Source organism: Alteromonas sp. OM2203, assembly GCF_048517045.1.
Taxonomy (GTDB): domain Bacteria; phylum Pseudomonadota; class Gammaproteobacteria; order Enterobacterales; family Alteromonadaceae; genus Alteromonas; species Alteromonas gracilis.
Genome location: NZ_CP183209.1, coordinates 4,097,854 through 4,114,768, shown reverse-complemented (window position 1 = coordinate 4,114,768; position 16,915 = coordinate 4,097,854). Strand labels below are relative to the sequence as shown.

Here is a 16,915-nt window from a genome sequence, read left to right as displayed (position 1 = left end):
CGGACTTTTAACTTAGGAAACGAGAAAAATGGCAAAAGAAAAGTTTGAACGTACGAAACCCCACGTAAACGTGGGTACAATCGGCCACGTTGACCACGGTAAAACTACCCTAACTGCAGCTATCACTACAGTTCTTTCTAAAACTTACGGCGGTTCTGCTCAGGCATTCGATCAAATCGATAACGCGCCTGAAGAGAAAGCTCGTGGTATCACCATTTCTACTTCACACGTAGAATATGACACTCCTACTCGTCACTACGCACACGTAGACTGCCCAGGACACGCTGATTACGTTAAAAACATGATCACTGGTGCTGCTCAGATGGATGGTGGTATCCTAGTAGTAGCTGCGACTGATGGCCCTATGCCACAGACTCGTGAGCACATCCTACTTGGTCGTCAGGTTGGTATTCCTTATATCATCGTATTCATGAACAAGTGTGACATGGTTGACGATGAAGAGCTTCTAGAGCTAGTAGAAATGGAAGTTCGTGAACTTCTTAACGAATACGAATTCCCAGGTGATGACCTACCAGTTATCCAAGGTTCAGCTCTTAAAGCGCTTGAAGGCGACCCAGAGTGGGAAAAGAAAATCATCGAGCTTGGTGAAGCGCTTGATTCATACATCCCAGAGCCAGAGCGTGCAATCGACAAGCCGTTCATTCTTCCAATCGAAGACGTATTCTCAATCTCAGGCCGTGGTACTGTTGTAACAGGTCGTGTTGAGCAAGGTATCGTTAAAGTTGGTGAAGAAGTAGAAATCGTAGGTATCAAAGACACTACTAAGACTACTTGTACTGGTGTTGAGATGTTCCGTAAGCTTCTTGACGAAGGCCGTGCAGGTGAGAACGTTGGTGTTCTTCTACGTGGTACTAAGCGTGATGAAGTTGAGCGTGGTCAAGTTCTAGCTAAGCCTGGTTCAATCACTCCACACGTTAACTTCGAAGCAGAAGTATACGTACTGTCTAAAGATGAAGGTGGTCGTCATACTCCATTCTTTAAAGGCTACCGTCCACAGTTCTACTTCCGTACAACTGACGTAACTGGTGCTGTAGAGCTTCCAGAAGGCGTAGAAATGGTAATGCCTGGTGACAACCTTAAATTCAAAGTTGAGCTAATTGCTCCCATCGCGATGGAAGAAGGTCTTCGTTTCGCAATCCGTGAAGGTGGTCGTACAGTAGGTGCTGGTGTTGTATCTAAGATCCTAGACTAATCTAGACTTAGTAACATAAGCCAAAAAAGCGCACTTAGGTGCGCTTTTTTTATGTCTGCACATCAGGGAGCACTTGTTCACTCTAGAACACGCCGTGGACCCATCCGTGCTTTTATGTAAGAGCTCCGACACCGCATCCATGCGGTGTAGGGTTTCAGAGGGCATACACTCACTCTATCGTTAAACGGCATAACAAGAAGTTTAATGGGGAGAAGAAGTAACACGCCGCGGACCCATCCGTGCTTTTGTATTAGCGGCTTCGCAGCTGCTTCCATGCAGCTGAGAGTTCTAGAGTGAACAAGCGCCCCCTTTTAAGTCTATTGAGCCTGTACGGAGAGGAAGAAACGCACCGTAAAGCCACCCTTAGTAGCATCAATCAGCTTCCTTGCTGCGTCAATTTTTGATAGAGCTTTATCCCTTGCAATAGGCATAAAAAAGCTAGGCAAATGCCTAGCTTTAGTCTTGATGCGGTCGAGCCAAGGGAAAACTACATTTGCTCTATTTTGTAACCTTTTGCTTCTAATAGGGCGATTACGCTGTCCTCGCCAACTAGGTGCCCCGCGCCCACTAAAACAAACTCTTGGTCTTCATCACCAAACATGGCTTCAATCTGAGGTACCCAATTTTGGTTACGTTTGGTGAAAACATCATCATAAGAGGTAGGAGATTCACGTTTGAATGTATCTACCACCAATTCATCAATTTGCCCAGTGTCACCCTCTCTCCATGCTTTTATGGTGCTTTTAAGCATGTCTTTTAGCTCTGGTAAGGTTTCCAAGGTTTCAGATATAAGGCGGTCTTCTTCACCCGCACCCATATTAGCTAGCATGTTGATTTGAAAATCTAGTGACTCTAAGTATTCGCTTGTTTTACCGTCACGTGCAGCTAACTGCATAAAATAGGCATCTACACCTTGGCCTGCTAATTGAGAACGCTGCGCTTCCATGGCCACTAGCATAGAAGCAACCATGCCGGGCTTGAATCGCGCGAGTTGATCAGCACTTGCACCAAAATTACTGAGGTAAGTATTTAGCGCTTGATAGGTTTCGTCTGAAATTACGTCCTTTAATGTCTTGCCCTCAGCATACGCTAATCCAGCCATCATCTTTTGTTGACCTTCAATATCTGTGGGATCGGGCATTTTCACTTCAAACACTAACGTATCGGCTTTTTCATAGGTGTCCGTAAATTTGCTAGGAAGCGGAAATTCAGAGACAGGCAAAATGTGGATTGTACCTCCCACATAAACAGTATCTTCGCCGTTGCTTACTTTCCAAACGGAAGTTTTGTCGTCAGCACCGCTAGAGGCAAAAGAGGTGGCTACAGAGCAGAAGGTAAAACCTAATGTTAGTGCTAGTTTGCGTACAGAAAAATTTTTCATCTTAATCCCTAATGTGTTTTACTCAGCAAAAGTTGTTTATGTGTTGCAGCATCCTTTCATTTACTTTTTGAATATTCCTGCGACGACACGTGGCTAGCATAGCAGACTAAGACCCCGTTGTGCCCTGTACTTTCTCTCTGAAAATAGCAATAGTTGCTTGAGATCAGGTGAGCATTTGAATAAAAGTAATTCAAGCAACACTAACGTTAAGTAAGCTGCTCTTTTTTCTTGAGCACATTGCTGTCCAATCACGCAAGGCCGCTTACGGTTTTTCGCGAAAAACGAAACAATAGATAAGGCAAATAAAATGTTTATTGCGCTAACTTGCACTCACTGCCATGGTCACCGAATCATACTGATATGACAACGCGCACTCCTACGTTACCTAAAGCTGCCAGTGATGCCCTAGTGAAAGGCATAGCCAGTTTCCCAACGTTGACAAAAGATGAGGTTATCGCAGCCACACCTTCTACAGATGAAGATTGGCGAAGCTATAGTCAGGCAAGAAATGCCGAACAGAAAAAGAAAGTAAAGAAAATGAAGAAAGAGTTTGAGGTAGGTGTCGAGCTCTTAAAGCTGGGTCAAGTCGTCGTGAGAAAGCTTACGCCTAATGTAGTTAGCCCTGAATTTGAAAACAAAGCCTATATAGATGTCCACGGCGGGGCTTTCGTATTGTTCGGCGGGTTACCTAGTATTGAAGAAGGTTTGCTTGTGGCGAGTCGTTTGGGAATCGTGGTGTATAGCGTTGATTATAGAATGCCGCCGACCTTTCCTTCACCCGCAGCCCTTAACGATGTCACCTCCGTCTATAACACATTGTTAGAGGAAATAGGCGCGCAGAATATTTTAGTAGGTGGGACGTCTGCAGGAGGTGGCCTGGTGCTATCACTGGTGCAGACTCTGATTCAAAAGAACACCCCTCTGCCGAAGGCCATTTATGTAGGTACGCCGTGGGCCGACCTCACGAATACCAGCGATAGCTTGGTCACCAATGAATGTGTTGACAATGTGCTGGTAACTTATGAAGGTCAGTTAAAAGCGGCTGCGCATTTATACGCGGGAAACAAGTTGCTGTCTGACCCTTCAGTATCCCCAATCTACGGTTCTTTTGCCCACTTCCCACCAACGTATTTAGTAAGCGGAACGAGAGACATGTTTTTAAGCGATACAGTCAGGGTTAACCGCGCCATAACAGACAGCGGAGGACTTACACAGTTAGAGCTGTTTGAAGGCCTATCTCACGCCGAATATTTAATTTTTTACAAAACGCCAGAGTCTGAAACCACTTATCGCTTAATGAAGAGGTTTTTTCTTTCAAACTTGTAAGGAGAAAATACGCATACCGGCCGATATGCGTATGGAAAATGGACCTTATCGTACTCACTAGGAACCGAAAGCTACGGCCAATATCGTAACAATGGCACCGAGCCCGGCAATTTTAAGTCCATTTTTGTACATAGGGAGTTTTGGAATAAACATAAGAAAGGCGGATATAACAAAAAACAGCAAACCTAAACCAAAGCTTATATTCAGCCAGAATAGTGGGCTGTTGTTGGTTGCCTTATGTAGCTTCACCATTTTGGCGAGTACAAGTGGATAATCTTTTTTGGTGATGGTGGCTTCGCCCGAGTCTTTATCGTACTGGCCCACGTTTAGCACGACTACGTCTGCATTTTCATCCGTAACTTTGCTCCCTCTTATTTTAAGAAGAGGCAGAAGATCTACACCTGAAAGATTGGATTCAAATTGACGCGTTTCTGTTTGCTCGTATTTTAAAATATCGGTAGGGCGGAATATAAGAAGAATTCCGCTTAGTGCATAGACTCCCATAATACCCGCGAGAAAAAAGCCAAGCCAGCGGTGATACTTACGAAAAGCCATGTGAAATTTTGGAGATGCCATGTTGTTATCTATCTATTTAAAAGTTGCGTATTTATAAACGAGAATGAATCTTATTTAAAGGCTTATTGCGAGAAACGATCATATATGTCGGATGAAAAGAAATTATTTTAGATATCTAAGGTAAAACGTTTTTTGGCCATTCTTTGAAGTGGTATGAAGAGTGTTAAAAAGTTGTGTCTAGATTATACTTTAGTCTTACAATGCAACTTTAGAGCAATAACAAATGATTTAATTAGGTATTGCACCTTTTAATAAAACCAAAATAACGACAGTAGGATTTTAACATGCAGTCTATTGCTATTGTAATACTGGGCATCATAGGAATGTTGTTCGGTTGGTTCGTATATTCTAAATTCATAGCGAGCCGTATCTTCCAGTTGGATGATAGCTTCACAACGCCTGCGCATACGATGCGAGATGGTGTAGATTTCGTCCCTACCAACAAAGTGGTTTTATGGGGGCATCATTTTACGTCGGTAGCCGGTGCGGCACCCATCGTCGGCCCTGCAATCGCCGTTTATTGGGGGTGGGTACCTGCCGTACTTTGGGTTGTATTTGGTACGATTTTGTTCGCCGGTGTTCACGATATGGGAGCGCTGTGGGCAAGTGCCCGTCATAAGGGTAAATCAATGGGAGCGCTGTCAGAAAGCGTAATTGGGAAACGTTCCCGAGCACTTTTCATGATTGTTATTTTCCTCGTTCTGCTAATGGTAAACGCTGTATTCGGTGTTGTAATCGCCAACTCATTTGTTTCACAGCCAAATGCCGTTTTTCCTGCATGGACTGCAATAGCAGTAGCACTCATCATTGGACAGCTACTTAAGCGAAACTTCAGTCTTATCCCCTTATGTATCGTGGGTATAATCGTGTTATACGCATCAGTGTATGCAGGTAGTTATATTCCACTCAGTTTGCCAGAAACCATGTTCGGCCTGGCGGATAAAGCTAATTGGATAATCATTCTCTTTATTTATGCGGCTATAGCATCCCTTCTTCCCGTTTGGATGTTGCTGCAACCTCGAGACTTCATTAACGGCATGCAGTTACTGGTGGGGCTCTTTTTGCTTTATGGTGCGGTGTTCTTCGCCATGCCAGATATTACTGCGCCCGCATTTAATACACAGACAGCAGTAGACTCACCGAGTTTGATTCCGTTGTTATTTGTAACTATTGCCTGTGGCGCTGTATCAGGCTTTCACGGCATTGTGTCTTCGGGCACTAGTTCTAAGCAGTTAGATAAAGAAACTGACGCGCGCTTTGTAGGTTATCTTGGCGCCGTAGGAGAAGGGTCACTGGCGCTTATCACTATTGTAGCCGTAAGTGGTGTTGCGTTTGCGGCCTCACCAGAAGAATGGCATGAGGTCTATAGCCACTTGGGCGCGGGTAGCGTAGGCGCGTTTATCACAGGTGGAGCGAACCTTATCCAGCAAGGCTGGGGCTTACCTGTTGATTTCTCGTCAACAATTCTTGCCGTGATGGTTGTTCTTTTTGCGGGCACAACCATGGATTCCGGAGTACGCCTTCAGCGCTACATTATTCAGGAATGGGGTGACATCTACTCTATCAAAGCATTAAAAAGTGGCTTAGTAGCAACTTTAGTTGCGGTTGGTTGTTGCTTATTATTGGCCTTCGGTGCAGGTGGCGCATCGGGCAGTGGGGGAATGATTATCTGGCCATTGTTTGGTTCAACTAATCAGATCCTAGCAAGCCTTACACTTCTGGTTATCTCAGTAATGCTTATAAAGCTCGGCAGGCCGGCAAAGTACACTCTAATTCCTATGGTATTTGTTCTGATCATGGCTTTCTTCGCAGGGCTGATAAAATTAAAAGAATACTATGTTGAGGGAAATTACTTATTAGTGTTCTTAGATGCCGTGGTGCTCATTGTATCTGTACTTGTTATGTTAGAGGCTTTTTCGGTGGTCTCTAAACTAAGAAAAGAGAAGCAGAGCAACTAAAACGTGACACAAAGGTTTTTCATGGTTGACCTCGTAGTCTAAAAAGCACACTCACGAGATAGTCAACATTCGGCCAGTACATTCGTACTGGCCATTTTTCTTTCCTGGTAATCATTACAATCAATTTTGTCGATTTTCTGTCACACTACACATCTGGTATCATGAATACGTTTTCAATACTGTTATTTGTGCTTCGAACACAATTCTAATGCCAAATAACTAGCGAGGCTGTGTGTCAGATATTATTTTACTTGCTCAAAATTTCTTAGCGCTCTTCGTCGAGTCTGCACCTTGGTTGATGCTAGGGCTACTCGTGGCAGGCATCATGCACGAATTGGTCCCTGTGACTTTTCTAGAAAAGCACATGGGAAGCGCTTCGTTTGGTTCAATTAGTAAAGCAGCAATTATTGGCGCCCCGTTGCCGCTATGTTCTTGTGGGGTGATTCCAGCCGCTCTTGGTTTACGCCGCAGTGGTGCATCTAAGTCTTCAACTATTTCATTTCTTGTTTCTACACCAGAGACCGGCGTGGACAGTGTTTCCGTGTCTTATGCGCTGCTAGGTCCGCTTTACGCCATTGTAAGACCTATTGCGGCGATACTTAGTGCAATCTATGCCGGCTTAATGGTTCGTTTTTTCGCAGAGGCGGATACTCATATTAATAAGAAAGATCAGGTTGACCGTTATCAGTCGTCGTGCTGCTCGTCAAAAGTAACGCCAGAACCAGTGGCAAAAACTTCCTGCTGCGCAAGTGAGCATTCGCATGATCATGACGGCGCAGATATGACCTCACAGACGGATGATGTTCAGTCTTCCAAATTAACTAAAGTGTTCGCTTACGCCAGCGGTAAATTACTAGAAGACATTGTGGTTTGGTTATTGATTGGCTTAGCGTTGGCCGCCGCCATTAAAACCTGGGTTCCCACAGATTTCCTTACGCAGTGGGGAGATGGCATTATTGCTATGCTAGTTATGGCGCTAATTGGCATCCCTATGTATATATGTGCAACTGCGTCTACGCCTCTAGCCGTTGGCTTCCTTGCTGCAGGTCTATCACCAGGCGCCGTATTGGTCTTTTTAATGGCAGGGCCGGCGACAAACGTATCGACGATGGGAATGATTAAACAAGAAATGGGCGCGCGAACCCTAGTGCTTTATTTATTTAGTGTGATTTCCGCAAGTATCGGATTTGGCTATGCGCTCAACTACTTGGTCTCATCTTTTTCATTGGCGTCTATGATAAAAATCGATAGCCATGTTCACGAACACGGTGCCAACGTTCAGGTTATTTACGCACTCTGCGCGCTTTTGTTAGCTGGTTTGATGTTGAGACTTGGCTTTAAAAAGCTCAAAAACTATCGTCAATCCCAAACGCAGCAATCGGCGTGCTGCGGTTAGGTTATATCTTTCATTCTTTCTTATATTTTGCATGCGCGCTTTTGTTATGAATAGAGCGCTTGTATATCCTGTTCTATTATCCATAATAGTCGCTCAATTTATTAAAAATAAACGCGTATAACCCTACAAGGACGCTTGGAATAACGACATGCTTTTACTTATTGTGTACGTCTTGATCGCATTGGGCTTTTCTTTTTTGTGCTCTATTGCCGAGGCTGTGATTCTAAGTGTTTCATCTGCTTACATTTCGGTGTTGGAAAAAGAGGGGAAGCCTAGTGGCGCTTTGCTTCGAAAGCAAACCGACAACATTAATACACCGCTATCAGCCATACTTACATTGAATACAATTGCGCATACCATGGGCGCTGCTGGTGCAGGTGCGCAGGCTGCTGCAGTGTTCGGTGATGCCTACTTGGGCATTATTTCCGCCGTACTTACCTTACTTATTCTTATTTTTTCAGAAATTATTCCCAAAACACTTGGTGCGACCTATTGGCGTGCTCTCGCGCCAGTTACGGCGTATTTTTTGAAGTATCTTTCAATTATCCTTATGCCATTCGTGAAAATGTCAGAATTGATGACCAAGGGATTTAAAGAAGATAGCCCGCTTCGAGGTTTAAGCCGCAGTGAATTACACGCTATGGCAGAGCTATCTGGTCAGGAAGGCCAGTTGGCAAATCACGAAGCCGTATTCCTACAAAGCTTGTTGAGCCTGCATGAGTTAAAAGTAAAAGATGCAATCACTCATCGTACCGCCCTTTTTAAAGTGAGTGAAACGATGACGGTGGAAGAGTTTTTTCATAAGCATGCCAACATTGAGTTTTCCCGCATACCAATATTTGAAGATCAAGACTCAGAAAATATCACTGGATTTGTTATGCGTTCAGACTTGTTGGTGGCTCAAGCGAGAGGGAACACAGATAAACCACTTTTTGAATATGCGAAAGATATGGTCACTGTACTTAATACTATGCCCTTATCTGTAACCTTCGAACACTTTATTAATAAGCATGTACATATGCTTTTGGTGGTTGATGAATATGGCGGTTTAGAAGGGGTGCTTACCCTTGAAGACCTGCTTGAGCGTTTACTGGGTGTGGATATTATTGATGAAAAAGATACCACGGTAAGTATGCGTCGCTTAGCAAAAATGATGACAAAGCGCAAAGAGCAGATGATGATAAAAAATGTGCCTGATGCGTCACTTGAAAATTCCGCGAAGAAACAATAGTCTAATACCAATCTGCATAAGTTAGTACCCACTCGGCGAGAGTTAAAATGTTCGTAATCGCGGCGTGTTACCCCAGGTATAATGGCTAATGCAGGCAAAAACCTCTGTAATTATTAAGGATGATAGATATGAGTCGAGTTATACGGAAAAAAGTGGTTGGTACTGAATGTTCTCGTAAACAGGCTACTAAGCGAAATTCGTTGACGTTAGCGGCCTTTCTCTCTTTTGGTGTGGTTGGAAGTGCAGTAGCTCAAGAGCTCAGTATTCCCTGTGATGAAGTGGAAGAAAAAGCGCTTGCTGAAGCCAAAGATGATGAAGTGAAGCGTATAAGTGCATTCACCCCTGCGGCTCCACTAGAACGTGTCGATCCTAAATACCCTTCTTCAGCAGCCAGAAAAGGTCGTGAAGGCTGGGTAAGGTTGAGCTACGTTATAGATGAACAAGGCAGAGTAAAAGACCCTGTTGTAGAAGATTTCTTCGGAAGTCCCTCTTTCAAAAAAAGTGCACTATCAGCCGTCAAAAAGTGGCAGTATAGCCCAGCAATTAAGGATGGCGAACCTACTCAGCAATGCCATCAGGCTGTTCAAATGGACTTTGCCATGGTCGGGAAAAGTGGTGCTACGCGTAAATTCATTAAAGCTTATAAAAACGTAGACGACATATTTAAAGCGGGCGATCTTGAAGCGGCTGATGAAGCATTTAAAGAACTTGAAAGTTGGGATACGCTCAACCGCTATGAAAACGCGTGGTTGCTCAACTTAGAGTCGGAGCTTGCAAATGAGCAAGGTGATATTGAAAGGGAAGCACGAAGCCTTACTCGATTACTTGCCAGCAACGGACAAAAGCGTTTTAACAATGCGGTCTTCGATGAAGACTACATTGCTTATGTGCTACAAAGAAAAATCCTTCTTGATGCCCAGCGCGGGTATTACGCAGAAGCTTTAAAGTCATATGATCGACTTCAAGAAATGGATGAGCAGGAAACACGCAAAGCAGAAATTGCCCCAATCATTGATAAAATTAACGCATCCATTGCGTCTGATATTAACTTACAAGTGCCGGTGAGCATGGATGATGATGGACGCTGGTTCCACACGCTTGTACGAAATAAGTTTGCTTTTAACAACGTTCAAGGCGAGCTTGATACCGTTGAAGTGCGCTGTGATACTCATAGAGAAAAATTCACGGTTGCTGAGGATCATATTTGGCATATTCCACAAAGCTGGGGGCAATGTCAGGTGATGGTGAAAGGTGACGACGCCACCACATTCGATCTTATTGAAGTCGCTGAGAGTTCATAGGTTCGTTCAGACGGGCTAAAACTGGATAAAGGGAATTAACCATATGAATCGTAAGTTAATAGTAGCGACGATTGCTATTATCGCGGTCTTACTTTATTACTTGCTTTATGTTTCATCTGGAGTTGAACCCAGTACAGCGAACTCAAACAATAGGGCTAGCGAAGAGACAGCAAACCCGCTCAGTGTTAAACAGGAATCTCACTCAACGCAAATGATTCGTGAAAGCGAACCTGATGGTTCTTTGCCGCCAGAGAGCCACAGCGCAAGTCGATGGTGCTCCACAGAAACTGAACCCGAGCATTCAGAGAGTGTAAGAACCGAAAAAGAATCTTTAGAGTGGGATATCGAGAGAGGTAATATTTTATTAGCCGCCGAAGATTCAGTGTTTGAATTCCCAAATGCTGTTTTGCTAGCGCCTTATGCAGAACTGGACTTACAAGATCTCATTGCACACGCAAAAAACGATGATTTGTTCGCATTATTGACTATTATGCAGCGCAGAGATGTTCCTATGAAACATCGAAATAATGCTGCTCGTCATTTAACGGTAATGGGAAATACTTCGACTGCCTTGTCACATTTAGTTGCTTTAGAACTGACACGAGCCAATCATATTTTCGAAATGGAAGGGCAAGTCAATGAGCAAGTAAAAACGCATTTAGTGAACAGTTTAACGTATGTTAGCTATGGGCTAGAGCAGCTTGATGTAACGGCGCTTCGCAGTTATTTGTATTTTGTTCAGCGACACAAAAATGGAAGTTATGCCTTAGATTTAGAAGCGGCACTTTCTCAAAAGGAAGTGGAAACCGTGAAATTTGCAAGAGCACAATTTAAGCAATACTTAAACCACAAAAGACAAGAAAAGTACCTTTCAACTATAGAGGAAAAAGCGTTTCCGAAAGTGGCCAAGCGTCAATTTGAAAAAAGCTTGGCTCTTGAATATCGTACTTTTGGAAGTCTGATACTGGGCAGTAACAATCTGAAAAACATGGGTTTTGATTTTGAAAATCTACCAGATTGCGCTAAGCGTTTATTTTAGAAAAGAATATCAATATAAGTCGATTAAACCCGCAAAAAGATAACCCTGATGGAAAGCAGGTTAATTAGAAAGTGGCCGTGAGTGCCAACTGGAACAAGTGCTCGGTAAAGTGCTCGCTGTCTTGAAAAAAGCGAAGGTTTTGCTGAGTGCCTGAGTTTATTTGCCATTCGGCGGTTAACGAGAAGTGTTCGCTAATATTGCGCCCTGCGCTGATAGTAAACGCACGCCCCGAGCTGCCATTGGGGTCGAGCGCGTAATTGTCATCATCATTTACTTGATACCAGTCAGCACGTGCAGCAAGCGTGTATGGAGTCATGCTGTATACAGCAGCAACAAAGCCACTATTAAAATCGTTATCTACAATACTTTCACCCATTAGAGTGTCGCCCACCAGCAATTGAGAAAATACCGTAAAGATAGGATTATACATGTAGCGAAGCGTTAACGAATGAAAGCGTGTATGCCATGCATAGATGCGGTCGGGGTCGACTGCATTTGCGTCTGCGTTGTTATCGTAATAGTAATAGCGCATTTCAGCGCTGCGCTTGTACGCCACATGCGCTCCGAAATAATAACCAAAACGATTGTCTATTTCTCTAAAAGGTTCGGTCCATGCAGGAGCATCCAGTCTATCTTCATCGATTACACCCGGAATAGGCAGGAAATTCAGTCTATCGTTGTAAAGCGACTGTCTGTCGTGAAGTGCAAAGCCGCGCCAAGAAATCAATGTTCCAGTGCTATCGTTTCCTTTAAATAAGCTGGCTAATACTTTCCAAGACCAGTTGCTTCGCACTTGTCTGCCATTTTGTCTAAAGCTAAATTCAATCCCACCGATTCTGAGTTCTTCACCGATCCAGCTATTTATTGCTGAATTGGTTAAAAAGTGCGGCGATAACCAGCCAAAATCGGTGTTTTCGGCAGAAATAGCGGGGTAAAACGCGCCTACTTTTACCTCTGGCTTTATAGATGAGGCGCTAAGTGGCCGATATCTCAAGTAAAGTTGAGAAATGTTGAGCCGTTCTTCTCCGTCACTGTAAGCATTTAAAACACCAGATAATGTCCAATCATCAAACAAACGCTGGTTGCTTGAGATAACTGCTTGAGAGAGGTGAAAGGTATCACCTTCGAATCGCTGGTGGTTTTGGCCAAAGTCTTGGAAGCTTTGTGTGTTTTCTTTTAGCGCCCAGGTTCCGCGTAACAAAAAGTCTGTTTCTGCGTAGCTTGCTACAGAAAAAACTAACGACAATAGAGCTAATGGTTGAGTGACAAACCGCATTAATAGTCGCCGAAACCAGAATCGAATCCGTCATCCCTGATTATGTTTGTATCAAGCGTCCATATTACTTGAGTATCGGCAGTCACAGAAATGGACTGTGAGGGAAACGCTTTTTCACCTTCCACTTGCGGATGCCAAAAACGTACGGTGTACTCACCATGAGGAAGTGAAATTGAAGACTCACCCTCATTATCGGTTTTTCCAAAATAAGGAGAGTCTGAAACAACTATGTATCCCAGCATCCAGTCATGAATATTACATCCAATATCAACAATACCTGCGTTTTCAAAGCGAAGCGGCTCTGCAGTAAACTCTTTATAAAGTTTTAGTTCGAATTGCTTTGTGGGAGAAAAAGAATAGACGTGGTGAAACAAGTTATCCGCATTAGGGAAGGTTACTTCGGTACCCGCCTTTACCACAAGCACGTGAGGTTCAAACTGTTTATCTATTTGATTCATTACGGCTGGTTCTTGCTGCGGCATCTGATGTGCATCCGGCTCAAATTGAGGCTCAAAAAGAAACACGCCGTTATCGACCGGCTCACCATCGCTATCATTCAGCGTTATAGAAAATGTTGCGGTTTGCTCATCTTGTCCTAAAGCCATACTTGAACAAGCCATAAGAAAAACGGCGCTAAAAATTATTTTATATTTCATTCAAGTACCACGGCAAAAAGTATTCAAAGAAGACGTCAGTTGAATTATACCAGTTCGTATAAATAATTACCCACTCAGCGAGAGTTAAAATGTTCGTAATCGCGGCGTGTTACCGCAGGTATAGTGGCTCTACATAACATTAACACAACAAAGAGTACGGACATTTTAAACTCGCCAGCGCCTTCTGAGTGGGCACTTATCTATGCCGATTGGTATTAGCCATAGAATAAACCCAGTAATATACAACTGCGTTACATCTTTAGTATAGGACCTTGTTGACTGCGTCTTTATTTCGCTTTTAAGAAAACTTTCGCGTTTGTACTTGTGTCAAATTGTGCTTGAGTTTGATGGTGGTTAAAGCTGAGAAAACTTTCTTACCAAGTTATGGTAAACATGATGAAGCCCATCAAGCTGTTCTCGCTCTGCGGTGCCTGCGTTAACCAGTGACTGAATACTTTGATCAAGCTGAAAAAGCGTTTCTCGCATGTGCTGATCGCTCACCATGCTCTGTATCCAAGTGATAGCCGCCATGCGCTCTCCTTTGGTCACGGGTATAACTTTATGCAGGCTCGATGAGGGATATAGGATTGCACTACCGGCGTCGCACTTAATGTTTTGCTCGCCGAATCCTGTTTGAATAACTAATTCCCCGCCTTCATAGTCCTCTTTGGGCGTTAAGAAAACGGTCATCGACATATCGCTTCTCAATACGTCAGGCGTGTTAGGAATACGCATAATGGCAGCGTCCACATGATACCCATAGGTCTGGGACTCGCTGTAGCGATTAAAGCAAGGTGGAAAAATACGTTGAGGTAGCGCGCCTGAAATAACTTTAGGGTTATTGCCCAGCTTACTCAGTAGTGCGTTAGCAAGTTGTTGAACGCGAGCATCCTGAGCGTCAGCCTGACCGTTATTTTTGACACCGGCAGCCATTCCCATTGCCGTATTTTTGCCATCCATAAAGGGAACTTTCGCCAATTGCTGACGAAACTGAGCCACTTCACTTTCTGTCAATAAGTCATCAATAATTATCATGTTTTTCAGCGCTTTTTAGAGATTTATTTGAAATAAAAGACCTAGGCGGTTGGCCACCTAGGTCGTGTTAGCATTAAAATTCGTAGCTAACGGTGCCCGTAATGTTGCGGCCATCACCAATATACATGAAGGCGCCAGAACGGTAGGCTGCCGTCCAGTATTCTTCGTCAAATAGGTTTCCGATGTTAACACGGAACGTCAGCGACTCTGAGTGGTAGTAATTAGCGAACAGGTTCACTACTTGATAATCAGGTACCACAATTGAGTACTCGCCAGTTTCAGCACTGTAGCCAGCGGCCGTATCAGGTTGACCGCCGTACATTTCTGACTGATAGCTATAGTCTCCACCAAAGGCAAACTTATCGTTAGGCTGATAGCGCATTTGAATGTAGAAGCTTTCGTCTGCGAAGTTACTTAGCGCTAGGCCAAGATTGTCTTCACTGTATGATTTGAGAACTTCCGAATCCATGAAAGCAGCGGAAGCTTGAATACTAAGCTTATCGGTAATATCACCGCTTAAGCCGAACTCAATACCTTCTACGCGGTTTTCACCGGTGTTTAATGTACCAAGCGTTGAGTAAGCGTCGCCTACACTCTCGTGTACATCGCTTTTAGTAATGCGGAATAGCGCAGCATTTGCTACAAGTTTTTCATTAAACAGCGACCATTTGGTGCCAAGTTCGATGTTTTCTACTTGCTCAGGGTCAGCTTGTGAGGCTTGTTCTGGCGTACCACAAATGCCGCCATAACCACAGTTAGCGCCAAGATCTGATTCACCGCCGTTTATGTTTGTTGCGGTGCTATAGGAAACGTAAATGTTACCGTTTTCGGTCACATCGTAAACTAACCCTAAATGACCGTTGTAGAGTTCATCTGAGAACTCATAAAGGTCGCTAGAAGTTTGGTTGCTATAGTCGTAGCTATCTACACGAAGACCGGCAAAAAAATTAAAGTTATCGGTCAGCTCAAAGGTATCCATTACGTATAGCGAGTAAGTTTCAATATCAAATAGCGCATCCACGTCGCCACGGGTAAAGGCTTTGCCCATCAACGAACTAATGTTATCAACTTCATTGCCACTACCATCTAATAGGCAGTAACTTTCAGATACACCGCGACGACCGCCGGTTAAGCAGTTTGATGGACTAGTGTAATCCATATTGAACACGCCGTTATCTACCGACTCATCTGTGTATTCAAAACCGAACACGAAACGGTGATCAATACCTGCAAAAGCCGTATCCCAGAATAGGTTAAACTGGGTAGTTACATAGTCAACTTCCTGCCAACCTTGGTGGTTGCTTAAAGATAACGTGTAAGCACCTGGTGCAGTAGGGTCGGTTGCGTCACGGTTAGTGCCGCGCATGCCCGTAGTAATGTACTCGTTCTCTGTTTTACCTACACGGGTTGCGTTATAAAAACGCACGTTGTCACTGATATCGTACTCAGTACGTAAAGTGAATGTGGTAACTTCTGAATTTTGAAAGTCTTCATCCTGCGTGTATACGGGGATATCTTCAAGTGGGTAACCTGCATCTCTGTCGTAGTAGCTACCCAAATCAGGAATATCTTCAGCGTTTAAGTAGTAAATGTCGCCTGTAAATGACAAGCGGTCGGTAGGTTGATTCACATAGGAAAGCTGAACCCCTTCACGATCACGCTCTATACCTTCACGGCCAGGCTTATCTTCTGACGAATAAAGCCCGTTTAAGCGCACAGCGCTGGTTTCAGTAAGGGTTTTGTTTAAATCGACAGTTAAACGCGTGTGTTCGTCGGTACCCACTGCCGCATCAACGCGACCAAAGTTATACGCTGTAGATGCTTTTTTGGTAATTGAGTTAACCGCACCACCTGAAGAGCCACGCCCTGCAAACGTTGAACTTGGGCCCTTCGTAATTTCAACACGCTCGGTTGCGAAGCTTTCTCGAGTTGTCATACCTGGGTCGCGAAGTCCATCAACGAAAACGTCGCTGCGTGCTTCGTGGCCGCGAATAATGTAGCGGTCACCAAAAGCATTACCATTCTCACCGGTACCCAACGTTACACCTGCTTGTGCTTGTAGGATGTCTCTAAGGTCTGTTCTGCCACTTTCTTGAATTTGGTCTTGGGTAAGAACACTAATGGTTTGTGGTGTGTCTACCAAATCAGCCAGACGACGAGGATCACCAGACTTATTGTAGCGATATATTGATTGCTGAACCCCATGAATTTTAATTAGCTCGATGGCTTCGTCAGATACTGCTTTGCATTCTGCTGAGCTGGCATCGGTACACTTTTCTACGTCTTCCTGTGCCATAACTGCGCCACCGCCAAAGGCAAGCGCTGCGGCAATGGTTTGCGCACCCATTGTTAATTTAGTGTTTTTCATCATTTTTCCCTTGAGTGTGTGTAAGGACGACGAAGTCTATGTAATTATTTTTATAATGTAAATATAAATGATAACCATTATCATTAGTAAAATATAAAAGGAGTTTTAAGCAGTGTTTAAATAGAAGTTTTCTAATGTTCTTTTCGTTACTCAGATAGG

13 protein-coding genes are annotated in these 16,915 nt (G+C 43.9%); 7 read left to right on the top strand and 6 right to left on the bottom strand.

The window, feature by feature from the left end; translation table 11 throughout:
• Positions 1-28: 28 nt before the first annotated feature.
• On the top strand, positions 29-1,213 hold the full coding sequence (gene tuf / locus ACM0P2_RS18030; protein ID WP_390609671.1) for an elongation factor Tu: 1,185 nt from the start codon (positions 29-31) through the stop codon (positions 1,211-1,213).
• Positions 1,214-1,700: 487 nt separating this feature from the next.
• Here the strand turns inward: tuf and ACM0P2_RS18025 are convergent, their stop codons facing one another.
• Positions 1,701-2,594, bottom strand: coding sequence for a TraB/GumN family protein (locus tag ACM0P2_RS18025; RefSeq protein WP_159119386.1), 894 nt, complete (start codon positions 2,592-2,594; stop codon positions 1,701-1,703).
• A 360-nt stretch (positions 2,595-2,954) separates the two neighbouring features.
• Here ACM0P2_RS18025 and ACM0P2_RS18020 point away from each other — a divergent pair, with 360 nt between their 5' ends.
• Complete coding sequence (locus ACM0P2_RS18020) at positions 2,955-3,920, top strand: alpha/beta hydrolase fold domain-containing protein (RefSeq protein WP_159119385.1); 966 nt, start codon at positions 2,955-2,957, stop codon at positions 3,918-3,920.
• A gap of 57 nt (positions 3,921-3,977) precedes the next feature.
• Here ACM0P2_RS18020 and ACM0P2_RS18015 read toward each other — a convergent pair whose 3' ends face one another.
• Positions 3,978-4,496, bottom strand: coding sequence for a hypothetical protein (locus ACM0P2_RS18015; protein ID WP_159119384.1), 519 nt, complete (start codon positions 4,494-4,496; stop codon positions 3,978-3,980).
• Positions 4,497-4,780: 284 nt separating this feature from the next.
• Here ACM0P2_RS18015 and ACM0P2_RS18010 point away from each other — a divergent pair, with 284 nt between their 5' ends.
• The 5 genes from ACM0P2_RS18010 (at position 4,781) to ACM0P2_RS17990 (ending at position 11,421) form a co-directional block, all read left to right on the top strand.
• On the top strand, positions 4,781-6,454 hold the full coding sequence (locus ACM0P2_RS18010; RefSeq protein ID WP_159119383.1) for a carbon starvation protein A: 1,674 nt from the start codon (positions 4,781-4,783) through the stop codon (positions 6,452-6,454).
• A 232-nt stretch (positions 6,455-6,686) separates the two neighbouring features.
• Positions 6,687-7,850 (top strand): SO_0444 family Cu/Zn efflux transporter, encoded by a 1,164-nt coding sequence (locus ACM0P2_RS18005; RefSeq protein WP_159119382.1) that lies wholly within the window; start codon positions 6,687-6,689, stop codon positions 7,848-7,850.
• Between the two features lie 148 nt (positions 7,851-7,998).
• Complete coding sequence (locus tag ACM0P2_RS18000) at positions 7,999-9,081, top strand: CNNM domain-containing protein (protein WP_159119381.1); 1,083 nt, start codon at positions 7,999-8,001, stop codon at positions 9,079-9,081.
• Positions 9,082-9,209: 128 nt separating this feature from the next.
• Positions 9,210-10,382, top strand: a complete 1,173-nt coding sequence (locus ACM0P2_RS17995) for an energy transducer TonB (RefSeq protein WP_159119380.1) — start codon at positions 9,210-9,212, stop codon at positions 10,380-10,382.
• A 43-nt stretch (positions 10,383-10,425) separates the two neighbouring features.
• Positions 10,426-11,421 carry a hypothetical protein gene (locus ACM0P2_RS17990; RefSeq protein ID WP_159119379.1) on the top strand — a complete coding sequence of 332 codons (996 nt, stop codon included), beginning with the start codon at positions 10,426-10,428 and terminating at the stop codon, positions 11,419-11,421.
• 64 nt (positions 11,422-11,485) lie between these two features.
• Here ACM0P2_RS17990 and ACM0P2_RS17985 read toward each other — a convergent pair whose 3' ends face one another.
• The 4 genes from ACM0P2_RS17985 to ACM0P2_RS17970 form a co-directional block, all read right to left on the bottom strand.
• Entirely contained in the window at positions 11,486-12,697 is a 1,212-nt protein-coding gene (locus ACM0P2_RS17985; RefSeq protein ID WP_159119378.1) for a hypothetical protein, read from the bottom strand.
• On the bottom strand, positions 12,697-13,353 hold the full coding sequence (locus tag ACM0P2_RS17980; RefSeq protein WP_159119377.1) for a methylamine utilization protein: 657 nt from the start codon (positions 13,351-13,353) through the stop codon (positions 12,697-12,699). The genes ACM0P2_RS17985 and ACM0P2_RS17980 overlap by 1 nt, the downstream gene beginning before the upstream one ends.
• A gap of 354 nt (positions 13,354-13,707) precedes the next feature.
• On the bottom strand, positions 13,708-14,388 hold the full coding sequence (locus ACM0P2_RS17975) for a Fe2+-dependent dioxygenase (RefSeq protein WP_159119375.1): 681 nt from the start codon (positions 14,386-14,388) through the stop codon (positions 13,708-13,710).
• A gap of 73 nt (positions 14,389-14,461) precedes the next feature.
• Positions 14,462-16,756, bottom strand: a complete 2,295-nt coding sequence (locus ACM0P2_RS17970; RefSeq protein WP_173360586.1) for a TonB-dependent receptor — start codon at positions 16,754-16,756, stop codon at positions 14,462-14,464.
• Between the last annotated feature and the right edge of the window lie 159 nt (positions 16,757-16,915).

Excerpts from the sequence above, each read along its gene's own strand:
- tuf (WP_390609671.1), top strand. The coding sequence starts at position 29 with ATGGCAAAAGAAAAGTTTGAACGTACGAAACCCCACGTAAACGTGGGT.
- ACM0P2_RS18025 (WP_159119386.1), bottom strand. The coding sequence starts at position 2,594 with ATGAAAAATTTTTCTGTACGCAAACTAGCACTAACATTAGGTTTTACC.
- ACM0P2_RS18020 (WP_159119385.1), top strand. The coding sequence starts at position 2,955 with ATGACAACGCGCACTCCTACGTTACCTAAAGCTGCCAGTGATGCCCTA.
- ACM0P2_RS18015 (WP_159119384.1), bottom strand. The coding sequence starts at position 4,496 with ATGGCATCTCCAAAATTTCACATGGCTTTTCGTAAGTATCACCGCTGG.
- ACM0P2_RS18010 (WP_159119383.1), top strand. The coding sequence starts at position 4,781 with ATGCAGTCTATTGCTATTGTAATACTGGGCATCATAGGAATGTTGTTC.
- ACM0P2_RS18000 (WP_159119381.1), top strand. The coding sequence starts at position 7,999 with ATGCTTTTACTTATTGTGTACGTCTTGATCGCATTGGGCTTTTCTTTT.
- ACM0P2_RS17995 (WP_159119380.1), top strand. The coding sequence starts at position 9,210 with ATGAGTCGAGTTATACGGAAAAAAGTGGTTGGTACTGAATGTTCTCGT.
- ACM0P2_RS17990 (WP_159119379.1), top strand. The coding sequence starts at position 10,426 with ATGAATCGTAAGTTAATAGTAGCGACGATTGCTATTATCGCGGTCTTA.
- ACM0P2_RS17985 (WP_159119378.1), bottom strand. The coding sequence starts at position 12,697 with ATGCGGTTTGTCACTCAACCATTAGCTCTATTGTCGTTAGTTTTTTCT.
- ACM0P2_RS17980 (WP_159119377.1), bottom strand. The coding sequence starts at position 13,353 with ATGAAATATAAAATAATTTTTAGCGCCGTTTTTCTTATGGCTTGTTCA.
- ACM0P2_RS17975 (WP_159119375.1), bottom strand. The coding sequence starts at position 14,388 with ATGATAATTATTGATGACTTATTGACAGAAAGTGAAGTGGCTCAGTTT.
- ACM0P2_RS17970 (WP_173360586.1), bottom strand. The coding sequence starts at position 16,756 with ATGAAAAACACTAAATTAACAATGGGTGCGCAAACCATTGCCGCAGCG.